Origin of the sequence: Rheinheimera pleomorphica (genome assembly GCF_011634895.1) — a bacterium.
GTDB lineage: Bacteria > Pseudomonadota > Gammaproteobacteria > Enterobacterales > Alteromonadaceae > Alishewanella > Alishewanella pleomorphica.
In genome coordinates this window covers 275,142-288,274 of sequence record NZ_SIRR01000008.1, presented here as the reverse complement: position 1 = coordinate 288,274, position 13,133 = coordinate 275,142, and the positions used below count along the sequence as shown (strand labels likewise).

10 protein-coding genes are annotated in these 13,133 nt (G+C 51.1%); 3 read left to right on the top strand and 7 right to left on the bottom strand.

Translation table 11 applies throughout. The annotated features are described in order from the left end of the window. Positions 1–98: 98 nt before the first annotated feature. The 3 genes from EYB30_RS10485 to EYB30_RS10475 are packed head-to-tail and all read right to left on the bottom strand — an operon-like array spanning position 99 to position 2,976. Positions 99–1,001 (bottom strand): metallophosphoesterase family protein, encoded by a 903-nt coding sequence (locus EYB30_RS10485; protein WP_166838865.1) that lies wholly within the window; start codon positions 999–1,001, stop codon positions 99–101. A 26-nt stretch (positions 1,002–1,027) separates the two neighbouring features. Beyond that, the gene (locus tag EYB30_RS10480; protein ID WP_166838864.1) at positions 1,028–2,050 is read right to left on the bottom strand and encodes a helix-turn-helix transcriptional regulator; all 1,023 of its coding nucleotides are present in this window, start codon (positions 2,048–2,050) and stop codon (positions 1,028–1,030) included. Further along, on the bottom strand, positions 2,047–2,976 hold the full coding sequence (locus EYB30_RS10475; RefSeq protein ID WP_241698009.1) for a GGDEF domain-containing protein: 930 nt from the start codon (positions 2,974–2,976) through the stop codon (positions 2,047–2,049). Before EYB30_RS10475 ends, EYB30_RS10480 begins: the two co-directional genes overlap by 4 nt. 172 nt (positions 2,977–3,148) lie before the next feature. On the opposite strand from EYB30_RS10475, the gene EYB30_RS10470 reads away from it, so the two are divergent. Together EYB30_RS10470 and EYB30_RS10465 are read left to right on the top strand one after the other, a co-directional pair. Beyond that, positions 3,149–5,914 carry a TonB-dependent receptor gene (locus EYB30_RS10470; protein ID WP_166838863.1) on the top strand — a complete coding sequence of 922 codons (2,766 nt, stop codon included), beginning with the start codon at positions 3,149–3,151 and terminating at the stop codon, positions 5,912–5,914. Positions 5,915–5,928: 14 nt separating this feature from the next. Then, entirely contained in the window at positions 5,929–7,869 is a 1,941-nt protein-coding gene (locus EYB30_RS10465; RefSeq protein WP_166838862.1) for a phytase, read from the top strand. 58 nt (positions 7,870–7,927) lie between these two features. Here the strand turns inward: EYB30_RS10465 and EYB30_RS10460 are convergent, their stop codons facing one another. Then, a complete protein-coding gene (locus EYB30_RS10460) occupies positions 7,928–8,311 on the bottom strand; it encodes a response regulator (protein WP_166838861.1) in 384 nt (127 codons plus the stop codon). Between the two features lie 261 nt (positions 8,312–8,572). Here EYB30_RS10460 and EYB30_RS10455 point away from each other — a divergent pair, with 261 nt between their 5' ends. Next, complete coding sequence (locus tag EYB30_RS10455; protein ID WP_166838860.1) at positions 8,573–10,126, top strand: methyl-accepting chemotaxis protein; 1,554 nt, start codon at positions 8,573–8,575, stop codon at positions 10,124–10,126. A 39-nt stretch (positions 10,127–10,165) separates the two neighbouring features. Here the strand turns inward: EYB30_RS10455 and EYB30_RS10450 are convergent, their stop codons facing one another. From EYB30_RS10450 to EYB30_RS10440, 3 genes are all read right to left on the bottom strand, one after another. Further along, positions 10,166–11,749: a methyl-accepting chemotaxis protein gene (locus EYB30_RS10450; RefSeq protein WP_166838859.1), complete on the bottom strand. Its 1,584-nt coding sequence runs from the start codon at positions 11,747–11,749 to the stop codon at positions 10,166–10,168. A gap of 190 nt (positions 11,750–11,939) precedes the next feature. Further along, positions 11,940–12,134 carry a hypothetical protein gene (locus EYB30_RS10445; protein WP_166838858.1) on the bottom strand — a complete coding sequence of 65 codons (195 nt, stop codon included), beginning with the start codon at positions 12,132–12,134 and terminating at the stop codon, positions 11,940–11,942. Positions 12,135–12,271: 137 nt separating this feature from the next. Next, complete coding sequence (locus EYB30_RS10440; RefSeq protein WP_166838857.1) at positions 12,272–12,922, bottom strand: DUF2726 domain-containing protein; 651 nt, start codon at positions 12,920–12,922, stop codon at positions 12,272–12,274. Positions 12,923–13,133: the final 211 nt, after the last annotated feature.

Sequence of the window (13,133 nt, the reverse complement as noted above, 5' to 3'; positions counted from 1 at the left end):
GGTATTTCAGTTAAACGGTTATCGGAACGTGCTGGTTAAAACTTAAGCATTTTTTTCAGCCTGAGCATTAACAGTTTGATCAGGCTGAAGTTTAAGTTTTATTTATTATTACCGCTGAGGCTGAACTGGTAAGCATGACGCGCCAGTGGGGCTGCGTTAGCGGTTTGGTAGGTGTCTACCTTTATCTGCCCATTGTCGTACAGGCTGAAAACACGAAACATCGCCGTATGCTGGCTGTCATCCGGTATTTTAGTGCGCTCCAGCGCAGGTATATGCAGGTAATGTACCTTGCCCAGCTGTTTGGAATGGTCGCTGCGGTTCATGTCCATATGCAAGTCGCCGGAAATGACTGCAGAAAGGTTAGGCTGGGCAATAACCTCGGCAAAACCGGGGTGATGAATGCCTTTGTCGGCGTTTTCCGCATAAGCACCGGCCTGGGCACCATGCACAATCAGTAGCACAGGTTTTGGTGCCAGTCGTTTTAGCTGGCTTAGCATCCAGGCGATGCCGCTATCGTTAAAATCGCGGCCATGATCAGGCGAGGCCAATACCAGCGCCAGGTGGTCAAATTCCAGCACATAGCTGGGCGCATCCAGCGTGACTTTGCCCTGGTTCCACAAATTGGCGAACTGCATAAAGCGCTCAACGCTGCTGCCGTGCTCTTCGTTACCCATAATCGGATAAAACGGCAGGCTTAGCTGTTGCAGCACTGGCGTGGCATTTTCGTATTGCACTAAAGTGCCCTTGTGGGCGATATCGCCTACGCCAACAACAAAATCTAACCGCTGCTGCGTTGCCAGCCGGTTAATATCAGCCACCGCCGCAGCCATATTCGGAAACGCAGGTTCAGGTTTCGGCTCGGCATCGCCCAGTACGGCAAAGCGTAGCAGTACGTCATTCGCATCTTGCTGCGCTGCGGTATTGGCAGCATCGTTAGGTGAACAGGCTGACAATAACAGGCTAAGCAGCAGTGTCAGGCTGAGGCGGTAACGTGGTTTCATCTAATGTCCTTGAAAAATGTGGCAGGTTAGTGGGGATTAAACAGGCCTTTAAAGCTGCTGGGGATCACACCGGTCCAGCGTTTAAAAGCGCGGCGAAAGTTATGCTCGTCGGAGTACCCCAGCCTGGATGCAAGCTGGCGGTTGGAATAATGGCCTTGTTGCAATAATTGCCGGGCGGCATCACGGCGCACCCCATCCAGTAATGCAGCAAAGTGCGTGCGGTGCTGGCTAAGCTGGCGTTTCAGGCTGCTACTGCTTAACCCCAGCATAGCGGCAACCTGGTCCTGACTGAGCAGTTGTGGTAAGGCGCGCCGCTGCAGTCGGCAGAGTATTTCAGGCAGGGCCCGTTGTTTACAAAGTACACGGTTAAGCTGGCGGCAGCTGCGCGTTTTGGCACTGAATTGCACGGCGTTGGCATCTACAAAGGGCTGTCGCCAAAATGACAGCGGGATGCAAAGGCAATCAGCGGCCTGATTAAAACTGACCGCAACGCCCAAAAATTGTTGCTGCTGGGCTGATTCAGCATGCTGCAACTGCAAGCTGATGCCGCTGACGCTACCCAGCTGCTGCTTTATCAGGCCTAAAATCAATGAACACAGCAGGCTGAACATAAAGCCATGCTGGTTTGCCAGCCCCAGTGCTGGTTTAAATTCTATTGCTATGCAGTGTTGTTGCCGGTAAAGCCGGACATAGAAACAGGGAAACAGCTGATGACGGAAATAGTACAGCTGCGACAGTGCCTGCGACAGGTTTTGCGCATAGTGCAGGCTCTGGCACAGTGAAATATAACGGCTGTTAAGCAGCGCATTGCCCAGCAAATACGCTAGCTCCGGGCTGTTAAGCTGCTGCTGGCAGTTTTTTAGCAGGGTTAACCAGTCGCTAAAATGCAACCTGCCAAGCGGTTTATGTAAGTCTTGCTCAAAAATGCCGGTGCCACTTAGCAGCTTATGCAGCTCTGCGCCACGTCGTTGCGCCAGTGCCAGCAAGTCAGTACAGCCATGCTGCAGCAGCAAAATTTTATCCTGATAGCCAAAGTGGCGTGGGCTCATAACTCAGGCTGCCACTTTAATACGTTGCCGGCTTTGGCCTGTTTGATGGCGATGTCGGCCTGTTGCAGTGCCGTTTGGGCACTGCGCTGCTGCACCGTCATTCCGGCTACCGTTAGCTGCGGCGCTTCCTCCGCTGATACCAATTGCGTTATTTGCTGGCGTAAATGCTGCGCCATTATCTGTGCCTGCCCCGGCGTGGTGTTCGGTAACACCGCGACGAAGCGGTCACCGGCGTAGCGGCAGATCACATCACTATGTCTAAGCTGGCTGCTGAGCAATTCACTTAACCGGCTAAGGTAGGTATCTCCCGCAGCAATACCGTGGCGGCGGTTAAAACCGGCAAAATCATCAATATCCAGCACCAGCAAGCACAGGGTTCTGTGCTGGCTTAAGTGCAGTTCAATTTCACGCTGTAGCACGGCGTGCAAGTAGTCGGCACCATACAGTTGGGTGAGCGGATCGATCAGTTGATGATCGCGTAAAAACAGCTCGCGGCCACGCAATTGACGGTTAATAGCGCGCTGTTCTCGGTGCCAGCCTACCAGGCCGTAAGTCAGTACTAACATACCAACCGGCGCCGGTAGCGATTCCAACCAGCTCATCAGCCGGACTTGCTCCTGATAGCGGATAAACTCATCGAGCAGATCAAGAAAATACGAAAACACCAGCAGCAGGCTGCCGTAATACAACCATTCGGTAACCCGCCCGGCAGGGCGACTGCTGATAATCAGCCCCAGCCAGCCACAGGCAACCAACAAGGTGGTGCCTTCACCGAGAATATCCAGCGCATCAAATTCGCTGCTGTGTTTGGCCGCGCCGGTATTAATCGCCAGCAGTAAGCCGCAGACCAGTAAAATAAGGCTCAGCAGTATTTTATAACGATGTTGTCGCCACATGGTCAGGTTATCCCGGTAAATAAACGCCATTTTCTGCGCTGCGTATGACAACGGCATGACAGTTGACGGCGGTTGTGGCAGGGCGCTGCACTGCTAAGACCCGGGTCAGTACAGCGCAGCCTGAGTTGTTAATAAACGGCATTTTGTCACACAGCCGCGGCACACTTGCAGGCAACTATTCGCCGTGATCTGAGAGCAACCGATGAAACCGACCAAGCCTAAACTTTCCTCCCCCAGTGTTGTTGCCTGCGCCGTCAGCCTGGTACTTACAAGCGCAGTGCTGCCGGTGTTGGCCGATGCCGATGTGCAGGGCCGCATTACCGATAACCGCAGTAATTTGCTGCAGGGCGCTGAAGTCATTATTCCTGAGCTGAAACTACGCCGTACCACAACCGCAGATGGTCGCTTTGTGTTTAACCAGCTGCCGAGCGGCACTTACACCCTGCTGGTCAATTATCTCGGCGCTATGCCGGATACCCGGGTGCTGGTGGTGGCCGATAGCGCGCAGCAACTGGGCGATATTAAATTACTGTCGGCTACCGACAGCATTGAACATATTGAAGTGGTAGGTCAATCCGGTGCAGTAAGTAAAGCACTGAACCGCCAGCGCAATGCTGCAGGCATTGTTACTGTGGCCAGTACTGATGAGCTGGGTCAGTTTCCGGACAGCAATGTCAGTGAAGCGCTGCAGCGGCTGGCCGGTTTATCAGTAGAACGCGATCAGGGCGAAGGCCGTTTTGTCCGGGTACGGGGTTTAGCGCCGGATTACAACGCGGTAACCTATAACGGCACCCAGTTAGCGGCGCCGGAAGCCGGCCGTCGGGCGGTGGCGCTGGATGTGATCCCATCCGATTTACTCGAGTCGGTTGAAGTGAGCAAAACCATTACGCCGGATATGCCGGCCGGCTCTTTAGGCGGTACGGTAGAGATAAAAAGCTTATCGGCGTTTGACCGCAGCAATGACTTTTACTCCTTTACCGCTGAAGCGGGCTATAACGAACAGCAAAGCCAAACCAGCCCGAAACTGTCCGGCGTGTTTAGCAAAATTCTCGATGCCGGCGGTGAAACCGACAGCTTAGGTGTCGCAATAGCGGCCAGCTACGCTGAGCGTAAATTTGGCTCTGAAAACGTCGAAACCGGTGGCAGCTGGGATTTTGCAGACGGCTTAGAAGAGTTTGAACTGCGCGACTATAGCATCAGCCGCGAGCGCATCGGCCTGGCGCTGAACCTGGATTACCGGCCCGGCAACCATAACGAATATTATCTGCGTACCCTGTACAGTGAATTTAGCGATGATGAAACCCGCCAGGGCTTAGTGGTTGAGCTGGCTGAGCCGCAGTTTGCTGGCCAGCTGGGTGAAGCAGAGATAATCCGCTCACTAAAGCAGCGCAAAGAAACCCAGACCATCAGTGCTGTGGTGATCGGTACCAAGCAATTTTCAGGCAATTGGCAATGGCAACTGGAAGCTGGCGCCAGTAAGGCTGATGAAGACACGCCCTTTAATATCGCCTCAGCCGATTTTGAGCAGGCGTTTGACGCAGGTGTCGGTTTTAGCGGCAGCAATATTTTACGCTTAACGGCGCCGGATGAAGCCCGCCTGGCTGACGGCTATGCACTTAACGAAGTGGAAATGGGTGACACCTATGCTAAAGAAACCGAGCGTAATATCCGCTTTGATATCAGCCGCGAGATCATACAAGCGGCAGGCAGTTTAACGCTTAAAACCGGCGCGAAATTCAGCCAGCGCGAGAAAACCGCCGCCGAAGACGTCTGGCTGTTTGAAGACTTTGCAGAAGTGGGCATTAGTGCGTTAAGTCTGAGCGATTATGCCAGCGGCGTCATCGATTACAGCCTGAGCACTATGGGCCCGGCGGTCAGCAGCGGCAGTATTTATCAGCTTATCAGCACGCTTGACCGCGATGATTTTGTTGACGAGGTGGAGTCACAAATTAATGATTATCAGGTGGATGAAGATATTAGCGCTGCCTATCTAATGGCGCAGTGGGAGCGTGATAACTGGCAGTTAATTGGCGGGGTGCGCTTTGAACACGAACAGCGTGATGCAAGTGGCAGTCGTTATGATGCGATAGATGAGGAGTTCAGTACTAACAGCGACAGTACCTCTGAAGGCTATTGGTTACCGGCGCTGGTAGGCCGCTATAACCTGTCTGAGCAGACCATTATGCGGGCGGCGTTTAGCACCGGCCTGGTGCGGCCTAACTTTGAACAGCTGTCACCGGCGTTTATTCTGGAAGAAGACGACGATGAGCTGGAAGCGGCTTTTGGTAACCCAGAGCTTAAAGCGCTGACCAGCAACAATCTGGACCTGGGCATTGAGCACTATGCTGATAAATTAGGCGTGTTATCGGCAATGCTGTTCTATAAACAGATAGACAACTTTATCTATGAGGCCGATTTAGCCGGCCGTGGCGACTATGCCGATTTTGCCAAAGCCGAAACTTTTGTTAACGGCGGCAAAGCTGATTTATATGGCCTGGAGCTAAACGCCATTCATAAGCTGTCGGGTTTTGGTAACTGGTTAGATAACCTGTTGCTATCCGCTAACCTGACCTTAACCGATTCTGCCGCTGATATTGAGTGGTTTGATGACGGCATGCTGTTAAGCCGCGAAGTGGCACTGCCGAGCCAGTCAGATAAAACCGCTAACCTGAGTTTGGGGTATGAAACCGACGCTATCAGCCTGCGTCTGGCGGCCAACTATAAGTCTAAGTACCTGGCTGAAGTGGGTGATATTACCGACAGCGGCTATGATGTGTATGCCGACGACCACCTGCAGCTGGACTTTACCGCTAAGTGGACCTTTGCCCGCGGTATGCAGCTGTATTTTAATGTGGTTAACCTGAATGACGAGCCGTATTACGCTTACACCGGCCGCAAACCCTATAACTTTCAGTATGAGCAATACGGCCGCACCCTGGTGCTGGGCGTGCAAATCACTAATTGGTAAGCAAGGACAGCACTATGTTAGTAGCGAAAAAGTTAGCCACGAAAAAAATGTTTTTAGTGAGTACAGTCAGTCTGGCGCTGCTGGCCATGCTTAGCGGCTGTCAGGCTGGCAAGTCTGCCGCACCCATATCAGCTGCGGTCAAACCTTTATCTGTCAATGCCAGCCACTACTATAAGGTGCAGCTGGCCGGGCAGGATTATCAGCTATTCACCACAACCATGGCCTTGCAGATCCGTCAGGGCAGTAACGAACCGGTGCAGCAAGCCGGCCAGTTTAGCCGCCTGGTGCTACAGCCGCTTGATACGGATACGCTGTTATTGGCGGCGATGGATGTAAACAGTAATAGTTTGTTTCTATGGCGTTTTTCACCAGAACAAACACCAAAACTACAATTACTGCAACGCCGGTTGATCAGCAGCCGGGTGGTGGACGATCTGTGTTTTTATCACAGCACAGAAAACCAGCAGCTAAGCCTGTTTTTACTGGGGGGGCGCGGCGGTGCTGATCAGCTATTGCTGCAACAACAGCAGCAATGGCTGGCAACGCCACTGGTGATCCGCGAGTTGAATATCCCTTATGACAGTACCGCCTGTAGCGTAGACCAGCAAAGCGGCGCCCTGTATATCGCTGAAGCAGACCGCGCGATCTGGCGTTATCAGGCGGAGCCGGAAGCCGATGAAAGCCGCAGTTTAGTGCAGGTGAATAAGCCCTTTGGTCAGCTGCAAGGCGAGGTTAAAGCGCTGCAGCTACTCAGCGATGGCAGTTTGCTGGCGCTGGAAGAACAGCCAGCGCGGCTGCTGCATTTAAGCGCTAACGGCGAGTTGTTAGCCACGGCCCTGGTGCCGGCACTGGCCGAAGCCAGTGGTTTAGCGGTGCAGCAAAATGCTGAAGGCTTAACGGCTTTTATCAGCAGCGAACAGGCTGATGGCGTGCAGCAGCTTAAGCTTGCGGTGCCGGCCAATACCATGCGCAGCGCCAAAGCTGCTATGGTACAACTGATGCCAACCCTGCAGACTGAGGCCGCCAGTCAGCGCGGTGATGTGATAGATGATCCGGCAGTGTGGCATCACCCGTCAGCGCCGGCACGCAGCCTGATCCTGGCAACGGATAAACGCGCGGGGCTGGATGTGTACAACATGCAGGGTAAGCGCGTACAGCTGCTTAGTGTGGGGCGGCTAAACAATGTGGATGTGCGTTACGGTTTAGCTTGGCAAGGTGCTCAACATGATATTGCTGTCGCCAGTTTGCGTGATGATAACAGCCTGCAGCTGTTTGCTATTGATAGCAGCGGCACACTGCATAATGCCGGCAAGGTTGCTACCAATATGGCTGATATTTATGGCCTCTGCATGTACCAGAGCCGCAAAACCGGCCAGCACTTTGTGTTTGTGAACGATAAATCCGGCCTAATCCAGCAGTACCGTATTGATACTAACAGCCATGCCTGGCAGGGAAGCCTGGTGCGCAGTTTGCAGGTGCCGTCGCAGCCTGAGGGCTGTGTCGCCAATGATAAAGCCGGTGTGTTGTTTGTTGGCGAAGAAGACGCTGGTATCTGGCGCTTTGCCGCCGAGCCGGATGCGGCTGTGACCGGTGAGCAAATCATACTGGTTGACGGCGAAACCCTGGTTGACGATGTGGAAGGGTTAGCACTGGCAACGCATGGTGATAATCAATATTTGATTGCTTCCAGCCAGGGCAATGACAGCTACGTGGTTTATGATGCGGTAGCACCTTACGCTATGCGTCTGCGCTTTCGCGTTAGCACAAATCCGCAGCTGGCAATAGATGGTAGTTCGGAAACCGATGGTCTGGAAGTTACTACCCGTTCATTAGGGCCGGGCTTTGAACAGGGGGCATTAATAGTGCAGGATGGCCGTAACCGCATGCCGGAGCAGGGGCAAAACCTGAAACTGGTGCCCTGGGCGGATATTTTGCAGCAATTAAACTCGCCCTAACCATAAAGGCCGCGTGTATCGCGGCCTTTGTCATAGCGTTGCCAGGTTGGTACCTGTGTTAATTCAGTTTTGCTGCCAGGCAACGTTCAACGATGTTTTTGATTTTCAGTGGCGAAAACGGCTTGGCAATAAAACCGCTGGCACCGGCGGCAATACTTTGCTGCACGTTGTCGACTGAATTATGTGCTGTGACCATTACCACATGGGTTTTGTCGGCCTGGGTTTTAATTTGCTGCAGTAATTGCTGGCCGTTGATGTCGGGCAGCTCAATATCGAGAAAGACCAAGTCATGCTGGTGCTGATTAAATACCGATAAACCTTTATTACCTGATGACGCTTCATGCACCTGGCTAATGCCCAGATGCATCAGCGTCTGGCGCAGGTATTCGCGCACCGTGTAGGCATCGTCAATAATCAATACTGAGCATTGTTGTTGGGTCATAGCCGTTCCCTTGCGTTTGTACAAACGCTATCAGTGTAATGCATAAACAACATCACCGGGTAAAAACAGCGGCAAAGTGTAGTGTTGTTGCCTGAATGGCATATGAATGTCAGTAGGGTAAAGCTGTAAATTAAAAGTAGTGATTTGCAATATTATTGTTTAAGTGTATGGTAATTTTTCTTTTTGCTTATCGTTGATTTATTGCAGCATGTTGCTATTTTTACAACTTAACGATGCCCGTTATAGCAAGGAGCCAACTTTATGCGTCGTAACATGCCGGTTACAAATACCGAGAGAACCTTTCCTGCAGAACAAAAACTGATCTCTAATACCGATCTCAATGGCACTATCCGGCACTGTAACGATGCGTTTATTGCAATTAGTGGTTTTGCGAAAGACGAACTTATCGGCCAGCCGCACAATATAGTGCGCCATCCTGATATGCCGCCTTTGGCTTACAAAATAATGTGGGAACATTTAAAAGCCGGTAAACCCTGGATGGGACTGGTGAAAAACCGCAGTAAAAATGGTGATTACTATTGGGTTGATGCCTATGTTACCCCGGTTACCGAAAATGGCAAGGTGGTGGGCTATGAGTCGGTGCGCTCTTGTCCATCACGTAACGATATTCAGCGTGCCGAAAAACTCTATGCGGCTATTAATAACGGTAAATTTAAAGCCAGCCGTTTTCATTTACACTATTCAACGGCGGCCTTTGTTGGTGCATTGATTGTCGCCTGGCTACTTTACGCGCAAGGCTATCCGGCAGCGGGCATGGGCTTGCTGATGTTGTCAGCGCTGGCCTTCGCACTTTGGAGCAACATCAGTAAGAAGAATGCGCTGGAGAGTGTAAAAACGCTGCTGGCCAATGCGTTTAGCCATGAACTGGCAGTAAGAACCTTTACTGATGATCAACCTGAAGTAGGGGAGTTAAAAGTAGCGGTAATGAGTTCTAAAGCGCATTTAGGTGCAGTGCTAAGCCGGATGGAAGATGCGGCGAAAAGTGTATCCAGGCAATCTGATCAGGGTTTAGCTCTGGCGCAGGCATCAATGACGTTGATCCAACGTCAGCAGCAGGAAACGGAGCAGGCGGCAACCGCAATGCATCAAATGACGACGACCATAGCGGAAGTGTCGAAACATGTGCAAGAAACCGCTCAGCAGGCAGAGCAATCGAATGAGTTAGCTGGCCGCAGCCGCCAGACCGCTGTGGTGACCCGCCAGGCTATAGAGGCGCTTGGGCAAACGGTGAGCGAAATTAGTCATTCTGTCAGCGAAGTTTCTGAGCAGACCAAAAAAATTGCCAGCGTAGCGCAAATGATTGAGCAAATTGCCGAGCAAACCAATTTACTGGCGCTCAATGCCGCCATAGAAGCTGCCCGCGCGGGCGAGCAAGGCCGTGGCTTTGCCGTGGTGGCAGATGAGGTACGTAATCTGGCGCAGCGTACACAGGAGTCTACTAAGGAAATTCACCAAATTATTGCTGATCTAACTAGCAGGGCCGATACCGCGGTGCGGGTGGCGCACACCGGCACAGCCGGCGCCGAGGCGGGGCTTAACCGGGTGAAAGAAACCGAGGAAATGCTTAACGGTATTTCAGACGCCGTCGGCAGTATTGCTAATATGTCAATTCAAATGGCCGCCGCGGTAGAGCAGCAAGCCAATGTCGCTGAAGAGGTTAATCAGCAGGTGGTAAATATTTCCAGCCTGGCCAACAACAGTCTGACAGAAGCGGCTAACTCAGCTAACAGTATTAAACAACTGCAACAGGTATCAAACGAGCTGCATGAATTGGTCGTGCGCTTTGCGCGGTGAACATTACAAGGCCCGGTACTAACCGGGCCGCTAACATTATCAGGCCACTTTAAATTGTGAGGCTAATTGCTGCAGTTCGGTGCCCAGCCGGCTTAAATCGGTGCTGGCGTTTGCGGTTTCTTCACTGGCAGTAGCCGATTGCTCTGCCACATCCCTGATACTGAAAATACTGCGATTAATTTGCTCGGCAACGGTACTTTGTTGCAGGGCCGCTGCAGCAATTTGCTGGTTCATTTGCTGAATACTCATCACCGCGCCGCTGATGGCTTTAATGGCGTCGCCAGCGTCATCAGCGCTTTCCAATGTATTGTCGGCAAGACCGGAGCTTTTGTGCATATTGCTGACAGCCGCCTCGGCTTTTTGCTGTAAGGTGCTGATTAATTGTTCAATTTGGCCGGTTGACTCCTGAGTACGAAACGCCAGCGCCCGTACCTCTTCGGCAACTACAGAAAAACCACGGCCAGCTTCGCCGGCGCGGGCAGCTTCAATGGCAGCATTCAGTGCCAGCAGGTTGGTTTGGTCGGCAATGCTTTTTATCACGTCCAGCACTGAACCGATATTATTGCTTTGTTCTTTCAGCTCACCAATAGCTTGCGCTGAGGTGGTGACTTCATGCGCCAGCGCTTTGATCTGTTGCATGGTTTTTTCAACTACCTGCTCGCCAACTGTGGCTTGCTGTGCCGATTCAGTTGCCGCATTAGACGCATCTTCAGCACTTTTGGCGACATCCTGCACTGTGGCCGACATTTCATTCATGGCTGTAGCCACCTGCTCGGTTTCTTCTTTTTGCTGACTGACCCCGGCGGAATTTTGCACCGAGATAGCGGCCATTTCCTCAGTAGCGGTGGCTAACTGGGTAATACCAGCAGTTAGGTTATTAATCAGCGTGCGTAAGCTAATACTCATACGCTGCATTGCCGCCATCAACTGACCGGGTTCATCTTGCCGGTCAGTGGGTAAGTCTTCAGTTAAATCGCCAGCGGCTATTTTCTCTGCTACCTGTACCACTTGTTGCAGCGGCGCGACAACCATTTGCGTGATGACAACAGCGGCAAAGACTCCGACAATAATGGCCAGAAGAGCGGCAATAATAATTACCCATTCCAGCTCATTCATTTCTTGCTCAAGGATGGCAAGTTGGTTTTGCACTGAGCGGGTACCTGCTTCATCGGCGGCGAGGGCTACTTCGGTCATCCGCTCTTCTATTAGCAAGGCCTCTGCAGCATTGGTCTGCATATCAATACTGGCCAGTTGTTGTAATTGTTGCTGATAAAGATCGAGGTTGCGTAGTAACTCGCGCATTAATGCTGCACTTTGCTCATTGGTAAAGCTTGTCAGGCTGCTTTGACCTAATTGTCTTGCTTGATCAGTGATCTTAAGCGCTTGCTGATAAAACTTTGCATCATTGCGCAGCATAAAGTTTTTTTCCTGTTGGCGCGCCTCACTAATCAGTAAGTTGGTTTCACTGACATCGGTTACCAGTTTAAATCGGCTGGTCAGGCTGTTAAGTGCATTGTAACTAAGTATCGATATCAGCAGTAAGATCAGTAAAACCAGTGAAAAACCAGAAAGAAGTTTTACGCGGACGCTTAGGTTGCGTGCCAGATTGGAGAGTTTAGACATAGTCGGACCTCTGTTTAGCGGTAATAACTGATAAAGGGCTAATTTCCTCAGTTAGAAAAATATTGTGCTGATTAAGCTTAAGCCCTGAGTGCTCTAATGCAAGTTTTGCCCGTTACTGATGTTCGGAAAGTTAAACGGAGAATAAAAAGGCCAGCGTGCGCTGGCCTTTGTTTTTGCGACATTAATATCGTTAAACCATGATATTAATATTTTGCCCCAGGTTACCTACAGGGGCAGAGGATTGCATTTGTGCTGTAGATTGCACTGCACCTTGCAATAACATCATTGCCATTTTCGCTTCCTGGTTTTGCTGCTTTTTCGCCATCACAGCGCCAAGCACTTCAAAACCTTGGGCTGACGATGCAGCACCAACGGACTGACTCATGGTTTCCTCCTATGCCAATGCCTCAGCACTGTAACGGCAGCAAGATGCATTACTTTAGCCTTTATTTTAATTTTTTGCTGCGAATAGAAAAGCCGCCCTCTTTGACAGGCGGCTTGTTGTGTAGCTCGGTATAAGCGTTAAGACGCGCGGATTAGCGCCGTTTGCTGGGCTTTAATTTGTGAGTGGGACAAGGCTGGTACTGGCAAAGCATTGCTGCTGGTTGCCGGTTTTAAGGAGCGAACCGGCCGGGTAGGGCCTTTTTTCACTAAACCTTTAAACATAGGCTCGGGTTTAGCCACTACCTTACCCAAACGTGCTGCTATGGCGGCCTGAATATCGGCGGCAGTATAACCGGCTTTTATTTTCATGCGAAGGTAAGGCACACCAGCGGCATCTAAGGCGCCGTTAACAAACCAGTCCGGCACGGCTTTATGGCCATCTTTGCTGGTATTGTTCACCAAATCTAATACCGCTACTACACTGAAATCAGTGGGATCACACAGGACAAAATCAAGGTACTTGGCGTTTAGTTTCTGCATAGTGCTGGCGCGGGCTTTATCACTGATACCGGCTTTTAGCTCCATCACATCGGCCAGCTTTACCCGGTTAAGAATTTTGTACTCTTTGTCTACCGCTTTTTCCAGTAACTGCATAAAGGAACGTTCAACCGGGCTAAATAAGGTAGTTTTTTTCTGCAGTGGGAAGGGGTTACCACTGTCAATAAAGCGGCTGGCTACCATCGCCACGACGATGACTAACAGTAAAATTAATAACAAGACAAATTCCATGTGTACCTCCGACAGAAAATTGACATGGTGTCTGACACACCCAGGCATTGCCTTTAATCAAGCATAAGTTGTGCCAGCATTTTAGTTTGGTTACCGGGGTTAGTATTTGTATTATGAATGACTGGCATTGTTTGCATTGATGTATTTTATAACCAAAAAGCGCTTATAGTTAGGTGTATCCCGATCCTGGCTGTTGCTGATTTTCAGCCGA

Coding starts and splice junctions, on each gene's coding strand:
- EYB30_RS10450 (WP_166838859.1), bottom strand. CDS start 11,749: ATGTCTAAACTCTCCAATCTGGCACGCAACCTAAGCGTCCGCGTAAAA.
- EYB30_RS10485 (WP_166838865.1), bottom strand. CDS start 1,001: ATGAAACCACGTTACCGCCTCAGCCTGACACTGCTGCTTAGCCTGTTA.
- EYB30_RS10480 (WP_166838864.1), bottom strand. CDS start 2,050: ATGAGCCCACGCCACTTTGGCTATCAGGATAAAATTTTGCTGCTGCAG.
- EYB30_RS10440 (WP_166838857.1), bottom strand. CDS start 12,922: ATGGAATTTGTCTTGTTATTAATTTTACTGTTAGTCATCGTCGTGGCG.
- EYB30_RS10445 (WP_166838858.1), bottom strand. CDS start 12,134: ATGAGTCAGTCCGTTGGTGCTGCATCGTCAGCCCAAGGTTTTGAAGTG.
- EYB30_RS10475 (WP_241698009.1), bottom strand. CDS start 2,976: ATGGCGTTTATTTACCGGGATAACCTGACCATGTGGCGACAACATCGT.
- EYB30_RS10470 (WP_166838863.1), top strand. CDS start 3,149: ATGAAACCGACCAAGCCTAAACTTTCCTCCCCCAGTGTTGTTGCCTGC.
- EYB30_RS10465 (WP_166838862.1), top strand. CDS start 5,929: ATGTTAGTAGCGAAAAAGTTAGCCACGAAAAAAATGTTTTTAGTGAGT.
- EYB30_RS10460 (WP_166838861.1), bottom strand. CDS start 8,311: ATGACCCAACAACAATGCTCAGTATTGATTATTGACGATGCCTACACG.
- EYB30_RS10455 (WP_166838860.1), top strand. CDS start 8,573: ATGCGTCGTAACATGCCGGTTACAAATACCGAGAGAACCTTTCCTGCA.